The organism is Aeromonas sp. R3-1, from assembly GCF_040908345.1.
Taxonomy (GTDB): Bacteria; Pseudomonadota; Gammaproteobacteria; order Enterobacterales; family Aeromonadaceae; genus Aeromonas; species Aeromonas veronii.
The window spans coordinates 1-17,298 of record NZ_JBFODN010000244.1; the positions used below are offsets into that span (position 1 = coordinate 1).

Sequence of the window (17,298 nt, forward strand, 5' to 3'; positions counted from 1 at the left end):
ATCACTGATGGCCCCGTTATGTTTCTCATGTTGAATGGATTTGCCTTACACCACCTCCCCCAGCGCACCGATCAGGGCGTCGAGCCCTTGGTCAACCTTCGAGCGCGGGCAGCCGACGTTGAGGCGGATATAACCTGTGCCTTCCGGGCCGTAGGTGTCGCCGCGCATGATGGCGACCCGGTATTTCTCCACCAGCAAGGCTTGCAGCGCATCCATCCGTTTGGTGGAGTCGATGCCAAGACCGTTCAAATCAATCCAGGCGAGATAGGTGCCCTCGGGCACCCGATAGTCGATGGCGGGGAAGGCACCGTTGAGCCGCGCCGCCACCTGGGTGAGGTTGCCGTGCAGATAGCTTTTCAAGGCATCGAGCCAGCCAGCGCCGTCCCGATAGGCGCTGATATGGGCCAGCACCCCGAGAATGGGGGGCGATGAGAGGCCATGGGCCGCCTTGAGCCGCTGCAGATAGGCGGCCCGCGCCGCTGCGTTAGCAATAAAGGCGTAGGCGCCGCCAAGGGCGGGAATATTGAAGGATTTGGAGCCCGAGCTCACCAGCGCCCAGTGATCGTCCAGCGCCACCTCGCTCCACGGCAGGTAGCGGGCAAAGCTCACATCCATATGGATGTCGTCCGAGATGACCTTGACCCCGTGGCGCTGGCAGATAGCGGCCATCCGGCCGAGTTCATCCCGCGTCCAGACCCGGCCGGTGGGGTTGTGGGGGCTGCAGAGCAGCAAAATCCGGCAATCGGGGCGGGCAGTCTGTTGCTCGAAGCAGGCCCAGTCGATCTGGTAGCTCCCCTCTGTTTTTTTGAGCGGGCAGGGCAGCAGCATCCGATCGTTGGCAGCCAGCATATTGCCGAAGGCATCGTAGGCGGGGGTATGCACCAGCACCCCCTCCCCCGGCGCCGACCAGAGGCTCACCAGCTGGGCAATCACATAGATGACCGAGGGGCCGTAGACCAGGGTCTCGGGTTCGAGGCTCGCCCCGTAACGTCTGGCAAACCAGTTGCTCACCGCCCCCTTGAAGTCGTCGTGATTCCAGCGGCTGTAGCCAAATACCCCGTGCTCAAGGCGGGTTGCCAGGGTCTGGCGAATGCAGGGGGCGGTCTCAAAATCCATGTCGGAGATGGTAAAGGGGAGCAGATCGGCATGGCCAAAACGGTCGGCTACATAGTCCCACTGGGTGCAGTAGGTGCCGTGGCGGTCGACCACATGGTCGAAGTCATAAATATCGTGCATGTAGTTTCTCCCTCCATAAACAGGAGACATATTGGGAGAGGCAAACAAGGGGGGCTTGCGCCCCCCGTTCGGTTCTTATTGGCCGGTTCAGGCCCCCATCAGGCTCTGCAGCTGGTTTTTCACCAGATGCACCTGCGGGCCGATCACCACCTGCAGGTTGTGCTCGTCGAGCTTGATCACCCCGATGGCACCGTTCGCTTTCAATACCTTGTCATCGACCCGGCTCATGTCCTGCACCGACATCCGCAGGCGGGTGATGCAGTTATCGAGCGCGAGGATGTTATCGGCCCCGCCCAGGGCGTTAAGGATGATTTCACCGTTGTAACCGCTGTTGCCGGCCTTCTTGCCTGCGGGCTGGGCAGTCTCGCTGGTTTCAATCTCGCGGCCCGGGGTCTTCAGGTTAAAGCGCACGATGGCGAAGCGGAACACGCTGTAGTAGATGGTAAACCAGATGGCGGCCGCGACCGGCACCAGATACCACTTGGTGGCGGTGCCTTGCAGCACGCCGAACACCAGAAAATCGATGAGGTTGCCGTCAGTGTTGCCGATGGTGACGCCGAGCAGCCCCATGGTCATAAAGCCCAGACCGGTCAGGATGGCGTGAATAACGTAGAGCACCGGTGCCACGAACAGGAACAGGAACTCCAGCGGCTCTGTGATGCCGCCGATGACGCAGGCCACCACGCCGGAAACCAGCAGCGCCTTGATCTTGCCGCGATTTTCCGGGCGAGCGCAGTGATACATGGCGAGCGCCGCACCCGGCAGGCCGCCGAGGAAGGCTGGCATCTTGCCCTGAGAGAGGAAGGAGGTGGCAGAAACAGAGAAGCCGCTGGTATCGGCGCAGGAGAGCTCGGCGTAGAAGATATTGAGGGCGCCGCTCACCTCGTGACCACATACCAACTGGGTGCCGCCCGCTTCGGTAAAGCGGATCAGCGCCACCAGAATGTGGTGCAGACCGAGTGGCAGCAGCAGGCGCTCACCGGTACCGAACAGGAAGGGGCCGAAGGGACCGGCGTGGGAGATGAGCGCCCCGATGCCGTTGATGCCGGCAGCAAACCAGGGCCAGACGAACGGCACGACCAGACCGACCACACCCAGCACCAGCGCGGTGATGATGGGCACGAAGCGGGCACCGCCGAAGAAAGCGAGCGCATCGGGCATCTTGTAGGTGTAGAAACGGGCGTGGAGCTTCGCGACGATCACCCCGACGATGATGGCCCCCAGAATCCCGGTGTCGATGGAGCTGATACCGAGGATCGATTTCACCCCGTAGGCCTTCTCCGCCGCCGCGTCACCGATGACGTTGGCCACGGTGAGGTAGAAGTTGATGGAGAGGTTGAGCGCAGCATAGCCGACGAAACCGGCAAAGGCCGCGACCCCCTTCTCTTCCCGCGCCAGCCCGAGCGGAATGGCCACCGCAAACATCACCGGCAGATAGATAAAGGCCACCAGCCCCACCTTGGTCATCCAGAGGAACAGCAGTTGCAGCACGGTATTGTCGAGGAAGGGCATGCTCTGCTTGACCGCATCGCTGGTGAGCGAGCTGCCGACACCGAGCAGGATGCCCGAGAAGGCCAGCAGGGCGACCGGCAACATAAAGGTCTTGCCGAGGCTCTGCAGGAACTCCCAGATGGTGGATTTGGCTTGAGGCTTGGCCATGAAACGGCTCCTTGTGAATAGACAGCAATATCTGCGGCTGCCCTCCCCCGCTCGAGGCAATCTCGAAGCAATCTCGAAGCAATCTCGAAGCAAAAGGCGCGGGTCAGCATCAGGTTTTGCCGGATGATAAAACGTTTTATCAATTTACAAGTGCCGACAGGATCACAGAATCAGGGGGCTGGCTGGCAGGAGGATCCAAATTTGTGAGCCGGATCGGCCAGATGGTGATGTAACGTTTCACTTGGCAACCCAAGCAGGTATGCTGGGGCCTCGCTCTCAACTGTCCGTCGTCCATTCCCCCTATGTCGCCCAAATCCCTCTCTGCCAAAGCCACCAAGATCACCGATGTCGCCCAGCGGGCGGGAGTGTCGGTCACCACCGTCTCCATGGTACTCAACGGCAAGGGGCGCATCTCGCCGGCCACCGCCGAGCGGGTGCAACAGGCGATAAAAGAGCTCGACTACGTGCCCAACAGCGCCGCCGCCAACCTGCGCAGCCAGCAATCCAATCTGGTGGGGCTGATCCTGCGCGACATCACCGACCCCTTCTATACCGAGGTGACCGCCGGGGTGAGCGAGGTGCTGGAGCAGCAGGGCTATCTGCTGTTTCTGACCCAGTGCGGCCACAGCCCGGAGCGGCTGCAGCAGAGCATCCACTCCCTGTCACGACAGGGGGTGGCGGGCATCATCTTCAATCCGGTGCGCGGCGCGGCGGCCAAAACCCTGGAGACCCTGCTCGACTCCGAACTGCCGGTGGTGTGCGCCGCCCGTTCCTACTATCGTGATGACGTGGACTTTATCGGCCCCGACAACACCCACGCCGCCAAGCAGGCCACCACCTACCTTATCGAGCAGGGCCACCGCCATATCGCCTACGTCGGCGGGCGGGCCGACTCCCTCACCCGCGCCGAACGCATCGGCGGCTACTGCGCCAGCCTGCTGCAATATGGCCTGCCCTTCAAACCGGAGTGGGTACTGGAGTGCGAGCGCACCCAGCGCAGCGCCGCCGACACCATCGCCCAGCTGCTGCACCAGCACCCCAAGGTGACCGCCGTGCTCTGCCACTACCCCGAGGTAGCGCTCGGCGCCATCTATGGCGTCGAGGCGAGCGGCCGCACCGTGGGCAAGGACAACTACATCGGCCAGCAGGTGGCCCTGCTCGGTTTTGACGATGTGGCGGAGGCCGAACTCACCTCCCCCGCCCTCACCTTTGTCAGCTCACCGGCCCGCGAAATCGGCCGTCAGGCGGCGAGACGACTGCTGACCCGGATGCAGCAACCCGAGCTCGCCCCCAACCGCCATATCATCACCCCCAACCTGCAAAAACGGGAGTCGGCCTAAGCTGGCTGGACAAGCCCGAGCTCACCCCACCCGCCATATCATCACCGCTCACCAGCAAACCGCAGAAGCGGGAGTCGGCCTGAACTGGCCAGGCTGGCTCGCCCGCCTACAAACCACTCTATATTCACTTTTCCTGCGCCTTGATCCAGCGCCGATAGCGGGCGTTGCCAAGCAGGGTTTGCCACTGCTGGCAAGCCAGCGCCAGAGATGGCGCAACCTTGGGGTGGCTCGGCTGACCTCGGCCCAGCCGCCGCAGCTGGTATTTCACCATCGCCATATAACCTACCGAAGCCAACACCTTGTTGCGCCAGGGAATGGGTCTGAGCTCGGCGCTTGCCGCCTGCTCACAGCGCCATCTGGCAGGCAGATCCGGGGCGATGGCAAGCGCGGTGGCCATGCCGACGACCGCCACTCCGCTACCGAGCACTTGTTCCACCACCGGATAACGGCGGATCCCACCGGTCACCATCACGGGCATATGAGCGGCACTCACTATCTCTTCGGCAAACGTCAGAAAATAGGCTTCCCGCGCCAGGGTGCGGCCATCGCGGGCCTGGCCGTGCATGGCGGGCGCCTCGTAACTGCCACCGGAGAGCTCCACCAGATCCACCCCGAGCGGGTTGAGCATGTCGACCACCGCTCTGGCATCTTCGGTACTGAAGCCGCCGCGCTGAAAGTCGGCGGAGTTGAGTTTGACCGACAGCGAGAAGCGCTCCCCCACCTGCTCACGGATCCCCTGCACTATTTCCAGCAGCAAGCGGGCACGATTCTCAAGGCTGCCGCCCCAACGATCGTGGCGCTGGTTGGTGAGCGGCGAGAGGAACTGGCTTAGCAGATAACCGTGCGCAGCGTGGATCTGCACTCCGTCAAAGCCGAGACGCAGTGCCGACAGCGCCGTATTGATAAAGCGTGCTTTCACCTCGACAATATCGGCCTCGCTCATGGCCCTGGGCGGAGAGAACTGTTTGGAGAAACTGCCGAGCGCCATGGGCACGGCGGAAGGTGCCAGGGTAGGTTGCCCCAGCGCCGCCGGCATCTGGCGACCGGGGTGGTTGATCTGCATCCAGATCTGGGCCCCCCCGCTTTTGGCCGCTTCGGCCCAGGCCCTGAAACGCCCGGCCAGCTGTGGGGATAGCGCCGGGGTGTCGAGCACCACGCCCCCCGCTCCCGTCATGGCATGCCCATCCACCATCACATTGCCAGTGATGATAAGACCAGCGCCGCCCTCTGCCCAAGTACGATAGAGGCGGATCAGCGCCTCGGAGGGGGCATGGTCACGGTCAGCCATGTTCTCTTCCATGGCAGCCTTGGCGAGACGGTTGATAAGCTGGCTGCCATTTGGCAGGGTCAGGGGAGTAAATGGGTTCATGGTGATCTCCTCGGTAGTGAGGGCCCCACCATAAGTTTGAAGCTGACTTGAAGGTCAAGCCCTTTGTCGAGATGCCGCTACGACCAAGGAAAGGCTATCCACCCACCCCTTGCTTGCTCAGGGCCGTTGACATTCAAGCGGGCTTTAACCCTAGAATCTCTCGGCACCCGCCCCTCAGCCTTAACGTCAGGGGCCATCAACCCGCAGCCCAGGAGGCAAGATGAAGATCGGTGAACTGGCCAGACAGACCGGCATGGCGGCCTCGGCTATCCGCTTTTACGAAGCCAGGGGCCTGCTCAACAAGGTGCAACGGGGGGCCAACGGCTATCGCGACTACCCGCCCGAGACGGTGCCGTTGCTGACCATCATCAGCCAGGCACAGCAGGCAGGCTTCTCCCTCGACGAGATCAAGCAGCTGGTACCGGCGGATATCAGCACCTGGCAACACGCCCCGCTGCTGGCGGCACTCAAGGCCAAGGTGAGCGACATAGAGGTGCTGGAGGCCAGGCTTGCCCACAGCAAGCAGCAGTTGCAGACCCTAATCCGGCTGGTGGAGTCCAAACCCGACGAGATGCAATGTGAAGAGAACGCAGCCCGGGTATTGGCCAGCATGGGCATACCCTCTCACAAGCACGTCGCAAAGGCTGCCACCACGGCCAAGTCTGCGTCACGCCACAAAAGGTGATCCTGTTCACAACCGGCACACGCCCTCGACCAGAAAGGTTGAGAGCCAAGTGGAGAGGAATATGATGGGCGCCTGCCTCTCTTCACGAGCCCATTTATGAGCAACCCGCACGACCAGAATCCGCCAACTGAAATCCATCGTTGTGACAAATGCAGGGAGCGTACCCGCCATATCGTGGTGCTGGTCGCCCGCGATCACAGCCAGGACATCATGCCCAAGGATCCGCGCAAAGCCTTCTGGCAAGCCTTTCGCTCCAGCAGCCTGACCAATGCGGTATTCGGCCAGACCCTCGCCTATCAGGCCACCCATGTAAAACATCTGATCTGCGAACGCTGCGGGGAGAAGTTTCTGGAGTATTGAGTGGCTGCGGCCCCTGACAAGAGGCAAAGCTCAGCTTGCGGTCGCCGTACCAAGCGGACAGATAGCAGCCACTTAATAAGTAATTTATTGATCTCTGGCAGGTTTTTGCCCGACTGCGGTTTTACCCTGCCCCTCTCTCGATTAATATGCCCCACTTGGCAACCACTCTTGCAGAGATAACCCTGTGCAGCCGTTTCGCCATTCACCACATCGCCGGAAAACCGCAGCAGGCTGGAGGCTGTAATCCACGGGCGGTAGCGTGAGCTTTGTTTCCAGTAAAGAATATGTATTCAAACCTAAATACCAAATAATTATTTAACTAATTAGCAGTGATAAAACCTTCATTAAAAGGTGGGTAGCTCATAATGAAAATAGATACCAACAATATTAAAGATGTTGATTTAAAAAATCATCTTCATTTTAAAATTGTAATTGTTGGTACTTCAAATAGAGAGGGCAGTGAGAGAAATATAACATCAACAAAAATATATTCAATGGAATGTCTGTTGACGAGTATCAAAAAATGATTATTGAAAACTTCTCTAAGAGTGATCCTCAATACTCTTTAACCAAACACTTAAAATATGACATTGAAAAAGGTTTTATTGAGCTTAATGGGATATAAGCCTTAGTTCAAAATGAACATTTTTACATGTTTTAAATTAATTCTTCCTTTTCATTAAAGACAGGGCCGTTTTTGTGAAAAAACAGAACTTTAATATCGCCGTATATATAGACATGGAAAATGTCTCATCTCTCGACTTTATCCTTGAAGATTTAATGAATTCTTTATTAAGTTCAGATGAAGGATTAAATAGTATCTTTGCAATAAAATCAGCATACGGTAACCAGTCTACGTCAAAAAAGACGCTAAAAGAACAAATCATAAACCATAATTTTACGATTTTGGACACACCAAAAATAGGAACAGAGAAAAATAGAGCTGACCTTTTTATCAGCTTAGATGCTTTTGAAACATTATATTTAGGAAACCCACAAATTGATCGCTATTGTTTTCTTACTAGCGATTCTGATTTCACTGTTATTGGTGATAGGCTAAGGAAATTTGGAAAAGAGGTTTGGTTAATTTGCAAGCGCAAGGATAAAGATAGAGCAATTCTTGCTAAATCTTTTGACAACCTGATTTTTCTAGAGGATTTTTCAACTAAAAACACTATTAAGATTGAAAATAAGATTGAGCGATTGTTTGTCGCTGCAATCAAAAACATCAACAGGGATAAATTACCTACAAATGTTTCTATCGCAAATTCTAGTATGAAAACTATAGATCCAAGTTTCGATATTTCTAAAACAGAATATAAAGTATTCATGAATTTAGTCAGAGAAATGAGTAAAAATGGGTACATAAAATATGATTCTCTCCCATCAGGCTTAAATCGTCTCACGGAAATATTAATTTAAGAGAACCAGCTGACCATAACGATAACAGACAAGGATCCCGCCGTTATGTTTGAGTACGTCGAAAAACTGCAAGCGCGCATTGCTACCATGGTCAGTCAGAACGAAGCCGGGATCCTGCAGGCGGCCCACTGGTTTAGCGAGGCCATCGTCCACAACAAGATGATCCATATGCTGGGCACCGGGCACTCCCATATGGTCGGGCTGGAGGGGTTTATCCGTGCCGGTGGCCTTGGCAATATCAACGCCGTACTCGACTCCACCGTCACCACCGCCGATGGTGCCCTGCGTAGCTCGGCGCTGGAGAAGCTGCCGGGGCTTGCCGCCATCCTGTGGGAGGAGCAGCCGATTGCGCCGGGGGATCTGATGGTGGTCATCTCCAATTCGGGGCGCAACGCCCTGCCCATCGAGTGGGCCCAGCTTACCAGAGCAGGCGGCCACAAGGTGATCGCTATTACCTCGGTGGCGCAATCGGCGCAAAACCCGAGTCGTCACCCTTCTGGCCAAAAACTGATGGAGCTGGCCGATCTGGTACTGGATAACTGCGTGCCGCCGGGCGATGGCCTGTGCGAAGTCAATGATCGGGTCACCGGCGCCTTCTCCTCCATCTCCGGCATGGTGCTGATCAATACGCTGGTAGTCGAAGCACAGAAACTGGCGCTGGCACAAGGCGTCACCCCGCTTATTTTCTCCAGCCAGAATGTGGATGGCTTTAATAACGATGATGTTTACCGCCATTTCCAAGGGCGATTGAAGTCGATGTAAGCAATTAAGATATTGTCGCGGTAAACGTTGGGCTTCACTTCGTTCAGCTCCAACCTACGATGTTTGGCCCAACATACGAGATGTTCCAGAAAAGAGCACTCATAGATGAAACGAATTCTGATTATTGGCAACTCGGGATCAGGCAAGAGCTGGTTGGCGGCTCGGTTGGCTGAGGAGTTAACTATCCGCGAGGTCAATCTGGACACCATTGTCTGGCAGAAGGGCGGCTTTAACCAAAAACGGCCCCAGCATGAGATTGACCATGCCATTCAAACACTTGCTCAAGAGCCCTCATGGGTGGTCGAAGGGGTATTTGGCGCCCTGGTCGAGCAACTGCTTGATGCCGCCGATACCTTGCTGTTTCTGGATCTCGACTGGTCTGTATGCCGGGATTCACTGCTATCGCGCGGGTCACAAAGCGCCAGGCAACGGTATGCAGTGGCAGCGGAAAAGAACTTTCAACAACTGCTGGTGTGGGCATCGGAATATGGGCAACGAGCCGGCAAAAGCTCCCGCCACTTCCATCGCGAGCTGTTTGATCGATTCCCAAACGACAAGCACCATTTCACGACTCGGGCAGAGGTAAATCTCTATCTTAACCAACTAGTAACTAGCCATTGGAGTTTGAGCGCTGGTCACAACTAAGGTGGCTAGTTCCTGTAGAGGATAAATATGGGGCGTAGAACAGAGTTAATATGTGTAGCATCAGGCATCATCAATTCTTTTGCGAGTAGAAACAATGATATAGATGGATACTGGGGATTAGGAAAGCTGTACAAAACTCTTGAATCTGAAGAGTCAAAAGTCGTTTCTATAGAGTTGATTACCAAAGTCGTAACTCCAGATATAAATGAATTGAAGCTCATGTCTCAATCATATTCAGAATTGCTTACTAAATTAGTATGTAATAAGAAAATACCTATCCACTGGATAATTTCTGTCACAATAACATCTGAATTTGAAGCAGAATATCAACACCACTACCATTTCTGGCGTCGTGATCTTGGTAAACCTTGTAATCTGACTTGCACTATTGTTGATGATATGGGTAATAATCATATGGCTAAGGCATACGTTAACTGCTTCCCACACAATCCACATAAAGAGCTGAGAAGTTCAAGAGTTAAATGACTTTTAAAAACTTAGTGTAAATAAAGAGTTAAACACCAAGGTAAATACTATGAAATCACGCGTTATTTACTTATTGCTTTTCCTCGGATTATCCAATCAGCCCTCATTTGCTAATGAAGCCAGCTCTCAAGTACTCCCACGAAAAGAGGACTACCCGGCACCACCTGTATATAAAGGTAAGCCAGCCAAACTTTCACTAGACTCTGAATTGGCCAGAACATTCCGAACCCGACTTACCGCGGCCTTGTCACAAAAGCCAGTATATGCTGGTGAATATGTACTGACAGGCTGGGGATGTGGTTCATCAGGTTGTTATGATCAAGTCCTTGTCAACAAACGCACGGGTAAGGTACTGGATGCGGTATTTAATGCCTATAGCTCATATGATGTGAGTAATAATTCTGATATCCGTGTGGGAGAATGGATAGAATCTCCCCAAATTGATAGCCGCCTTCTCACAACGGTTAAAGTTGAAAACAGTCAAGACGGAAAGTCTTTTGTTTATTACACAAACTATTACATTGTTGATAAAAAACAGCTCACACTTATAAAAACTGTCCAAGACAGTAAATAAAATACGAAAGCAACACTTTTCAAAAGCTCACGCAAAAGAATAAATCACCATGAAATATCTTGTCATCATTACAGCTTTATTGCTGTGTTTCTCCGTCTCAGCAAAGACAAACTCATCTTATATGATTAGCGGAGTCAAAATTGAAATACAAAAAGAAAATGACTGTTATTATTTATTGGCTGCCGGAAAAGAGAAAGAAACTCTGATATGTGTTGATGATGAACTGCAATCTGACATTATCATAAAAGATTTCAACTCTGACGGTTACAAAGATATTGCAATCTCTAGCTCTCTCGGCATGGTAAATACCGTCTTTTATGTATTCTTGTATGACCATATAAATGCAGCATTTAAAAAGTTAGAATTTGCGGACTATAAAATGCCCACCTCGGCCTGTGGGGATCTCGACAACCTTGCAGTTCGATCAGACGCTCTTTCTTTGGTTAGTTCTTGCCGCTCCGGCCCTGTATGGTATTACGACACTTACCAATATAATTCTCAGGGTGAGCTCTGGCTATATAAAACAACAGAGTATAAAATCCAAAACTCCGAGATTGAGACCTTCCCTCTTTACGAGCACACATTTAATAATAAGGGGGATAAACTGGACACCGTGGCGATTGACTTTGATGGCAAGAAAATTCTCTGGCCAGTCACATCCGAGAAAGTTTTTCTCTACTCATCGCCTGAAAAAACATCAAAGACCAAGGCCTATCTAATTCATAATGACAAAGTTGAAATCCTTGAGCAGAAAGATGATTGGATTAAAATTCGTTTTGCCTCCAGAAAAGGCCCGCTTATCCGCTGGCTTTATCTTCCAGAGACAATCGCCAAAAATTAATGAGCCCCCTGTTTTTAGTTTTATCACACATCACGCCAACATATAAAAATGATCCAACAAAAACAGACTCCAAAACCTGACCATATGTTTTTCAGAAAATTTATATCCTATCTGGCTATTACCTTGCCTATCGGCCTGATCCCGGAATTTATTCGGCAGGATTTTCATCTGGATTTGCTCTCATGGCAGGAGGGCGGCCGCCTCACTCTGATCATGATTGGCGTCGCGGCGGCAATGGCGGGAATTGACTGGCTAGTACATCGCTATCGAACCAAACGACAGCAGCCAAAGGGTCGGTTGGGCCAAACAGGTAGGTAAGGTCGGGCTGCCACAGAATATGGCAGCCCCGTGCCATCAAGAGAGCATGCTTCTTAGCATCCAGGCGGTTTTTTCATGAATATCGATGCGCTGGGTCAGTACATCGGCGGTGGGCTGGTCATTGACGGCATCGACCAGATCGAACAGTTTTCTGGCGGTTCTCGCCGTAGCTTCTTGCGCCAACACCAGATGTTTGAGCATTTCACTGGCACAGGGCACCCCTTCGACCTCCTCAATGGAGGAGAGACGGACAAACTCCTTGTATGTGCCGGGTGCCGGGAAGCCCAATGCGCGGATCCGCTCGGCGATAACATCCAGCGCATTCCACTGCTCGGTGTATTGATCCATAAACATATTGTGCAGGCTGTTGAACTGCGGACCGGTTACGTTCCAGTGAAAATTGTGGGTCATCAAATAAAGGGTGTAACTATCGGCAAGCAGTGCCGACAATCCATCTGCAATTTTCTTGCGATCGGCGGCTGAAATACCGATATCCATTTCTGGTAAAACCACACTCTCTTTTTTCATCACGCTAACTCCTGTCATTGGCTTTCGGCTTGATAAATTTGGCCGATGCTTTTGCAACAATCATCCCGCCGACCGACGCTACGGCATTCAAACGATAGATACCGTGACGCTGGTCGACTATTCTGGCCGAGAGCGCTACTTTGCTGCCGATATCGATGGGAGCAATAAAACGAACGGTCAGCTCCGCTGTTAATCCTCTTATTCCCCGTTGCAGCAACGCATGTGTCATCACCGCATCGAGCAAAGTGCTGGTCATGCCGCCATGCAAAATATCGCTGTAACCCTGATGACGCTGGTTGGCAATAAACAGCCCTTCCGTCGCCCCTTCCTCCCCCTGATAAAAGCGAATTCCCAGTGAATCCGGGTTATGAGTGCCACACACCATGCAACGGGCGTGGGACATCATGGTCTGTTGATAACTCTCTGATTGATATTCATCCACTTGATCTATTCACTCGCTATTTGGCCACTCGCATGTTGAGAACAGAGTGCTAGGAGAGCAACTCTTCGATGGCGGCATGTGCCTGGGTGCCATAGATGATGGAGGGGCCGCCTCCCATCAATACCGCGACATCCACGGTGGCAATGAGTTCCGCTCGCGAAGCACCGGCCTTCACGGCCCCGGCAACATGGGCGGCAATGCAGCCATCGCAGCGGGAAGCGATACCAATACCGAGGGCGATCATTTCCCGATATTTCAACGCCAGCGCCTCGTCCTCTTTCATAACGGCTTTGTGCAGCGCAATAAATGCATTCATGGTATCCGGGCTGCTCTTGCGATAAGCAGAGCCAAGCTGGTGTTGTTCTTTATTGATCTCTCGATAATTTTTCATCACGTTATTTCTCCGGTGTGAAAATCTCACCTTTATAGAATGACTGCACTGTCATGCTGATTAACCAGATGATCAATACAATCAGGGCACACACCACTATTTTGGCCAGATAATATGGAATGATATTCCCGGTTGCGTCGGCAAACATGGCCGAGGCTGCGGAAAATGCCGCCAGTGGAAATGAGTACGCCCACGAAGAGAGAAAAAATTTCAGTTTCAAAAAAGTGAGGGTGTTGTACATCAGCAAGATAAATACAAACAGCGCAAAATAATAAATGACATGGGCAAACAGGTCGCTGGAGCTGGCTATTTCGCTATACGAGATAAATCCGATGGAAGGCGGTGCCAGCAGAATAAACATGGTGGGCATCAGCTTCTCGGGCAGGCTCTCATGAAAGAACAGCCGATAGAGCACTATGGTCAGCAGAGAGAACCAGAAAATAAGGCCAATGCTGAAGAAGAACAGGCTGATCTCGTGAAAGCCAAGCGGCACGCCCCCCAGGGGCACCACAATATTGCCGACAATCGGTATAAACCATGCCGGATTGGTGTGGGTGATTGTGAAATGGTCGCGATGGATCCAGTTGCTCATGATGTAGAGGGTGAAGAGCAGTTGCAAGCTGGCGCCCACCGACCAGAGGGCCAGCGCTGCATCATGCCAGCTGGCCCAGTAGGCGGATTGCAGCAGCAAGCTGATTGAGATGGTCGGGAAGAAGTTGATCCTGACCGGGTGTTTCAGCTCATGCAGGAACTCGTCATTGTGTCTGAGGATTTTCCAGCCATAAATCACCAGAAACGTCGCCAGTAACAGGGAGGACAAGACCCCGAACAGGAACCCTGCCGACTGCAACAGCAGCAGATCCGGAAATGCCTTGCGACAGGCAATTGCCGCCCCCGTCAGCCCCATGATGATTGAAAACAGTGTGACAGGCATATGTGCAATCTTGGTTATGGAGGGGATTTGCTTACCCTCTTGATTCAGGTTTTCCATCAACGTTCCCCTCCAGTTCGGCCTAACGGTTGTGCTTACTCTTCACAACATTTCTTGTGGTTGCGCTGACGGTTACCCTGACAACCCTGCTGTTGTCCGGAGGCTGACTTGCAGCAACCCCCTTTGCCAAGGCGGCCACGGGGAGCGCATTGACGGCTTCCCTTGCCGTGATGGCCAGCCCCCTCGGCGCAGCGCGATGCACTGCCCTGTTCAGCGGATGTCAGCTCGGTCAGATGGCCCGACTCATTGCTCAGCATGTCGGCCATAGCGAGACGCCCCTGACTGGCCTGATAGACGGCAAGCCCGCTGCCCAGCAGCTTGCCAAGCATCTTGCTACCGATATTTTTCAGCACGATACGACGGGCTCCCTGCGCCTGGAGCAGCTCCGCCAGCGCACTTTTGCACTCGTTGCCAGCCACCGGATTGGCGATTTCTGCCAGGGTGCTCCCCTGTTCATCTACGAATACAAAGCGCTCTGCCTTGGCAAAATGTCCTGCGATATGGTCGTCATTCATCGGAATGGCTGTGATGATGGTCATTTGACCTCCTGCTATCACTGTTGATATTCCAGCCCTGCCCCTTACCACTCTGCATTCGTCCCCTTGTTCAGGATCTTCCCGCAGGCTTGCCGGTTGGCATGGCCATGTTCCCAGCCTCTTGCAGCAACCAGATGAAGAGCCGTACGCATCAACTTTTACTGGTTTAGTCACGCATCATTCGGCTCGATAAGCGTCTGATCATGATGCCGCCGTAATTGGCATATGCCATATATACGCTCGGTTTATAGCATATGCAACAAACTATTTTTTCCAACGAAGAGGTTTGGGGACTCATTAAAGCTCGCCCTGGCATCATTCCAGGGCGCGCCAACCCGCTATTCGCGAGGGCAAAAGGCAGGGGGAGAAGTGGCGCATAAAAATCCTAATCCGCCCGGCGAAATGGCGACTTTTTGTGAGAAGGGTCACATCTGATGGCACCGTTTAACCACATATAAATCCAGACCCTGCTGATGATTAATTTATTGATATGGCGCATCACAAACCTGACGGCGAGCCTGACATCAATACATTTGTCTGTTTTTAAAGAAAAAATGGATGATCGGCTGAAAATGGCGAGTCCTGCCTGAAAACGGGATCTTCATCACATCGCGTTTTAATGCGCACAAAAATCCAGTGATTAGCACATTTATCCGATAGGGAGGGGGCGGGCGAGCCGCGATAATGATCAGGTCATTTTTATCCAGTACGTCGATACGTACTCACGCATAGCTTCCGTCACCGGAAGCGGGGAGAGCGCCATGATAACCACCTTGATCAATGAACATCTGATCAATCTCGATTTGAAAGCGACACGCAAGGAGGAGGTCTTCACCGAGATGGCCCGCCTGCTGGTCGCGCAAGGCAAGGTCAGCAACGAGCAGGCCTTTATCAAGGATCTGTGGGCCCGCGAAGAGCTGGGCAACACCGGCTTTGAAGAGGGCGTGGCCCTGCCCCACGCCAAGAGTGCGGCGGTATGCAATCCGGCGGTCGCCATCGGCATCAGCCGCAACGGCATCGAGTACGGCGCCGAAGATGGCAAGCCATCCCACATTTTCTTTATGATCGCCTCCCCCGATGGCGGCGCCAACCACCATATCGAGGTGCTGGCCGAGCTCTCCGGCAAGCTGATCGAAGAGGGCTTTATCGCCAAACTGCTGGCGGCCAACACCCCGGCCGATGCGCTGGCGCTGGCGCTGGCCAAGAAAGAGGAAGCGGCTGCCGCACCTGCGGCCAACAAGGGGCTGATCATCGGTGTCACCGGCTGCCCGGCCGGTATCGCCCACACCTATCTGGCGGCCGAGTCGCTGGAGCGCGCCGCTCGCGAGCTGGGTTATGAGGTGAAGGTGGAGACCAACGGCTCCATCGGCGTCAAGAACAGCCCGACCGCGGACGAGATCGCTCGCGCCGCCGCCATCGTGGTGGCCTGCGACAAGCAGGTGGACATGGCCCGCTTCGCTGGCAAGCCCCTCATCAAGACCGGCGTCAAGGCCCCCATCAAGGATGGCAAGGGTCTGATCGAACAAGCGCTGAAGGCCCCCGCCTACGTGGCTGGCAAAGAAGATAAAAAGGGTGAAGAGAAGAGCGCGGGCGGCAGTTCCGATCTCTATCGCTACCTGATGAACGGTGTATCTCACATGATCCCGTTCGTGGTGACCGGCGGTCTGTTGATTGCGCTGGCACTCGCCATCGGCGGCAACCCGACCCCGAGCGGCATGCAGATCCCGGAAGGGAGCATGTGGAACCAGATCCTCAACGTGGGCGTGGCCGCCTTCACCCTGATGATCCCCATTCTGGCGGGCTATATCGCCTACGCCATCGGAGACCGTCCGGCGCTGGCACCGGGCTTTATCGGTGGCTGGATCGCCAACAACGGCAGCTTCTACGGCGCTGACGCCGGTACCGGCTTTATCGGTGCCATCATCGCGGGCCTCCTGGTCGGCTATCTGGTGCGCTGGATTGCCACCCGCCAGTACCACAAGATGGTGCAACCGCTGGTGCCGATCCTGATCGCCCCTATCGTCGGGTCGCTCTTTATCGCTGCGGTATTCATCTTCATCATCGGCGCCCCCATTGCCGACATGATGACCGGCCTCAACGCCATGCTGCTCTCCATGAGCGGTGGCAGTCTGGTGCTGCTGGGTATCGTGCTGGGGGGTATGGCCGGCTTTGATATGGGTGGCCCGGTCAACAAGGTGGCATTCCTGTTCTCGGTCGGCATGATCGCCTCCGGTCAGACCCAGTTTATGGGTGCCATGGCCTGCGCCATCCCGGCCGCGCCCCTTGGCATGTCGCTGGCTACCGTACTCGGTCGCAAGCTCGGTATCTTCGATGCCTCTGAAATCGAAGCGGGCAAAGCCGCCGGCGCCATGGGTCTGGTGGGGATCTCCGAAGGGGCGATTCCGTTTGCCGCCCGTGATCCGCTGGCAGTGATCCCGGCCAACATTCTGGGCAGCATGACCGCCGCAGTGATGGCCTTCCTGTTTGGCATCACCAACAGCGTCGCCCACGGTGGCCCCATCGTGGCCCTGCTGGGTGCGGTCAACAAGCCGCTGCTGGCCCTGCTCTGCATGATCTGCGGTGCCATCGTCAGCGGCGTGGTGGCGGTTGCCCTGAAAAAACTGCGGGTCAAAAAGAGTGATGAGGTAACTCTGGCCAAGGCGGCCTGAGTCCCTCTCGCCATCGCGGCTCATAGAGCATAAAAAGAGGCCAC

Annotated in this window: 19 protein-coding genes; 11 read left to right on the top strand and 8 right to left on the bottom strand. The window is 54.4% G+C overall.

Annotated elements, in window-relative coordinates; translation table 11 throughout:
* Window positions 1–45 precede the first annotated feature (45 nt).
* Both AB5Y85_RS16420 and malX read right to left on the bottom strand, forming a co-directional pair.
* Window positions 46–1,236 (bottom strand): MalY/PatB family protein, encoded by a 1,191-nt coding sequence (locus AB5Y85_RS16420; RefSeq protein WP_257687296.1) that lies wholly within the window; start codon window positions 1,234–1,236, stop codon window positions 46–48.
* 87 nt (window positions 1,237–1,323) lie between these two features.
* Window positions 1,324–2,895, bottom strand: coding sequence for a maltose/glucose-specific PTS transporter subunit IIBC (gene malX / locus AB5Y85_RS16425; RefSeq protein WP_257687295.1), 1,572 nt, complete (start codon window positions 2,893–2,895; stop codon window positions 1,324–1,326).
* A 302-nt stretch (window positions 2,896–3,197) separates the two neighbouring features.
* Here malX and AB5Y85_RS16430 point away from each other — a divergent pair, with 302 nt between their 5' ends.
* The gene (locus AB5Y85_RS16430) at window positions 3,198–4,235 is read left to right on the top strand and encodes a Mal regulon transcriptional regulator MalI (RefSeq protein ID WP_005344074.1); all 1,038 of its coding nucleotides are present in this window, start codon (window positions 3,198–3,200) and stop codon (window positions 4,233–4,235) included.
* A gap of 124 nt (window positions 4,236–4,359) precedes the next feature.
* On the opposite strand, the gene AB5Y85_RS16435 is transcribed toward AB5Y85_RS16430, so the two are convergent.
* Window positions 4,360–5,604, bottom strand: coding sequence for an NADH:flavin oxidoreductase/NADH oxidase family protein (locus tag AB5Y85_RS16435; RefSeq protein ID WP_257687294.1), 1,245 nt, complete (start codon window positions 5,602–5,604; stop codon window positions 4,360–4,362).
* Between the two features lie 220 nt (window positions 5,605–5,824).
* Here AB5Y85_RS16435 and AB5Y85_RS16440 point away from each other — a divergent pair, with 220 nt between their 5' ends.
* The 9 genes from AB5Y85_RS16440 to AB5Y85_RS16480 all read left to right on the top strand — a co-directional run bounded on the left by AB5Y85_RS16440 (window position 5,825) and on the right by AB5Y85_RS16480 (window position 11,697).
* Window positions 5,825–6,289: a MerR family transcriptional regulator gene (locus AB5Y85_RS16440; protein ID WP_257687293.1), complete on the top strand. Its 465-nt coding sequence runs from the start codon at window positions 5,825–5,827 to the stop codon at window positions 6,287–6,289.
* Between the two features lie 96 nt (window positions 6,290–6,385).
* Entirely contained in the window at window positions 6,386–6,649 is a 264-nt protein-coding gene (locus AB5Y85_RS16445; protein WP_139398641.1) for a hypothetical protein, read from the top strand.
* Window positions 6,650–7,348: 699 nt separating this feature from the next.
* Window positions 7,349–8,071, top strand: a complete 723-nt coding sequence (locus AB5Y85_RS16450; RefSeq protein ID WP_139407916.1) for an NYN domain-containing protein — start codon at window positions 7,349–7,351, stop codon at window positions 8,069–8,071.
* Between the two features lie 45 nt (window positions 8,072–8,116).
* On the top strand, window positions 8,117–8,833 hold the full coding sequence (locus tag AB5Y85_RS16455; protein WP_257687291.1) for a sugar isomerase domain-containing protein: 717 nt from the start codon (window positions 8,117–8,119) through the stop codon (window positions 8,831–8,833).
* A 105-nt stretch (window positions 8,834–8,938) separates the two neighbouring features.
* Window positions 8,939–9,478 carry an AAA family ATPase gene (locus AB5Y85_RS16460; protein WP_257687290.1) on the top strand — a complete coding sequence of 180 codons (540 nt, stop codon included), beginning with the start codon at window positions 8,939–8,941 and terminating at the stop codon, window positions 9,476–9,478.
* A gap of 27 nt (window positions 9,479–9,505) precedes the next feature.
* Complete coding sequence (locus AB5Y85_RS16465) at window positions 9,506–9,964, top strand: hypothetical protein (protein ID WP_139463795.1); 459 nt, start codon at window positions 9,506–9,508, stop codon at window positions 9,962–9,964.
* A gap of 49 nt (window positions 9,965–10,013) precedes the next feature.
* A complete protein-coding gene (locus tag AB5Y85_RS16470) occupies window positions 10,014–10,538 on the top strand; it encodes a hypothetical protein (protein ID WP_257687289.1) in 525 nt (174 codons plus the stop codon).
* A 49-nt stretch (window positions 10,539–10,587) separates the two neighbouring features.
* A complete protein-coding gene (locus tag AB5Y85_RS16475; protein ID WP_257687288.1) occupies window positions 10,588–11,379 on the top strand; it encodes a hypothetical protein in 792 nt (263 codons plus the stop codon).
* Between the two features lie 48 nt (window positions 11,380–11,427).
* Window positions 11,428–11,697, top strand: coding sequence for a hypothetical protein (locus AB5Y85_RS16480; protein ID WP_257687287.1), 270 nt, complete (start codon window positions 11,428–11,430; stop codon window positions 11,695–11,697).
* A gap of 36 nt (window positions 11,698–11,733) precedes the next feature.
* On the opposite strand, the gene AB5Y85_RS16485 is transcribed toward AB5Y85_RS16480, so the two are convergent.
* The 5 genes from AB5Y85_RS16485 to AB5Y85_RS16505 are packed head-to-tail and all read right to left on the bottom strand — an operon-like array spanning window position 11,734 to window position 14,588.
* Window positions 11,734–12,225, bottom strand: coding sequence for a Dps family protein (locus AB5Y85_RS16485; RefSeq protein ID WP_005334596.1), 492 nt, complete (start codon window positions 12,223–12,225; stop codon window positions 11,734–11,736).
* A 4-nt stretch (window positions 12,226–12,229) separates the two neighbouring features.
* On the bottom strand, window positions 12,230–12,667 hold the full coding sequence (locus tag AB5Y85_RS16490; RefSeq protein WP_257687286.1) for a PaaI family thioesterase: 438 nt from the start codon (window positions 12,665–12,667) through the stop codon (window positions 12,230–12,232).
* A gap of 49 nt (window positions 12,668–12,716) precedes the next feature.
* Entirely contained in the window at window positions 12,717–13,058 is a 342-nt protein-coding gene (locus AB5Y85_RS16495; protein WP_005353600.1) for a carboxymuconolactone decarboxylase family protein, read from the bottom strand.
* A 4-nt stretch (window positions 13,059–13,062) separates the two neighbouring features.
* Complete coding sequence (locus AB5Y85_RS16500; RefSeq protein ID WP_257687285.1) at window positions 13,063–14,049, bottom strand: SLAC1 anion channel family protein; 987 nt, start codon at window positions 14,047–14,049, stop codon at window positions 13,063–13,065.
* Between the two features lie 35 nt (window positions 14,050–14,084).
* Window positions 14,085–14,588, bottom strand: coding sequence for a NifB/NifX family molybdenum-iron cluster-binding protein (locus tag AB5Y85_RS16505; RefSeq protein ID WP_213390308.1), 504 nt, complete (start codon window positions 14,586–14,588; stop codon window positions 14,085–14,087).
* A 758-nt stretch (window positions 14,589–15,346) separates the two neighbouring features.
* Here AB5Y85_RS16505 and AB5Y85_RS16510 point away from each other — a divergent pair.
* Window positions 15,347–17,254 (top strand): fructose-specific PTS transporter subunit EIIC, encoded by a 1,908-nt coding sequence (locus AB5Y85_RS16510; protein ID WP_257687284.1) that lies wholly within the window; start codon window positions 15,347–15,349, stop codon window positions 17,252–17,254.
* Window positions 17,255–17,298 lie beyond the last annotated feature (44 nt).

What these genes read in the sequence shown, in the direction of transcription:
- AB5Y85_RS16420 (WP_257687296.1), bottom strand. Translation starts at nt 1,236, where the DNA reads ATGCACGATATTTATGACTTCGACCATGTGGTCGACCGCCACGGCACC.
- malX (WP_257687295.1), bottom strand. Translation starts at nt 2,895, where the DNA reads ATGGCCAAGCCTCAAGCCAAATCCACCATCTGGGAGTTCCTGCAGAGC.
- AB5Y85_RS16430 (WP_005344074.1), top strand. Translation starts at nt 3,198, where the DNA reads ATGTCGCCCAAATCCCTCTCTGCCAAAGCCACCAAGATCACCGATGTC.
- AB5Y85_RS16435 (WP_257687294.1), bottom strand. Translation starts at nt 5,604, where the DNA reads ATGAACCCATTTACTCCCCTGACCCTGCCAAATGGCAGCCAGCTTATC.
- AB5Y85_RS16440 (WP_257687293.1), top strand. Translation starts at nt 5,825, where the DNA reads ATGAAGATCGGTGAACTGGCCAGACAGACCGGCATGGCGGCCTCGGCT.
- AB5Y85_RS16445 (WP_139398641.1), top strand. Translation starts at nt 6,386, where the DNA reads ATGAGCAACCCGCACGACCAGAATCCGCCAACTGAAATCCATCGTTGT.
- AB5Y85_RS16455 (WP_257687291.1), top strand. Translation starts at nt 8,117, where the DNA reads ATGTTTGAGTACGTCGAAAAACTGCAAGCGCGCATTGCTACCATGGTC.
- AB5Y85_RS16460 (WP_257687290.1), top strand. Translation starts at nt 8,939, where the DNA reads ATGAAACGAATTCTGATTATTGGCAACTCGGGATCAGGCAAGAGCTGG.
- AB5Y85_RS16465 (WP_139463795.1), top strand. Translation starts at nt 9,506, where the DNA reads ATGGGGCGTAGAACAGAGTTAATATGTGTAGCATCAGGCATCATCAAT.
- AB5Y85_RS16470 (WP_257687289.1), top strand. Translation starts at nt 10,014, where the DNA reads ATGAAATCACGCGTTATTTACTTATTGCTTTTCCTCGGATTATCCAAT.
- AB5Y85_RS16475 (WP_257687288.1), top strand. Translation starts at nt 10,588, where the DNA reads ATGAAATATCTTGTCATCATTACAGCTTTATTGCTGTGTTTCTCCGTC.
- AB5Y85_RS16480 (WP_257687287.1), top strand. Translation starts at nt 11,428, where the DNA reads ATGATCCAACAAAAACAGACTCCAAAACCTGACCATATGTTTTTCAGA.
- AB5Y85_RS16485 (WP_005334596.1), bottom strand. Translation starts at nt 12,225, where the DNA reads ATGAAAAAAGAGAGTGTGGTTTTACCAGAAATGGATATCGGTATTTCA.
- AB5Y85_RS16495 (WP_005353600.1), bottom strand. Translation starts at nt 13,058, where the DNA reads ATGAAAAATTATCGAGAGATCAATAAAGAACAACACCAGCTTGGCTCT.
- AB5Y85_RS16500 (WP_257687285.1), bottom strand. Translation starts at nt 14,049, where the DNA reads ATGGAAAACCTGAATCAAGAGGGTAAGCAAATCCCCTCCATAACCAAG.
- AB5Y85_RS16505 (WP_213390308.1), bottom strand. Translation starts at nt 14,588, where the DNA reads ATGACCATCATCACAGCCATTCCGATGAATGACGACCATATCGCAGGA.
- AB5Y85_RS16510 (WP_257687284.1), top strand. Translation starts at nt 15,347, where the DNA reads ATGATAACCACCTTGATCAATGAACATCTGATCAATCTCGATTTGAAA.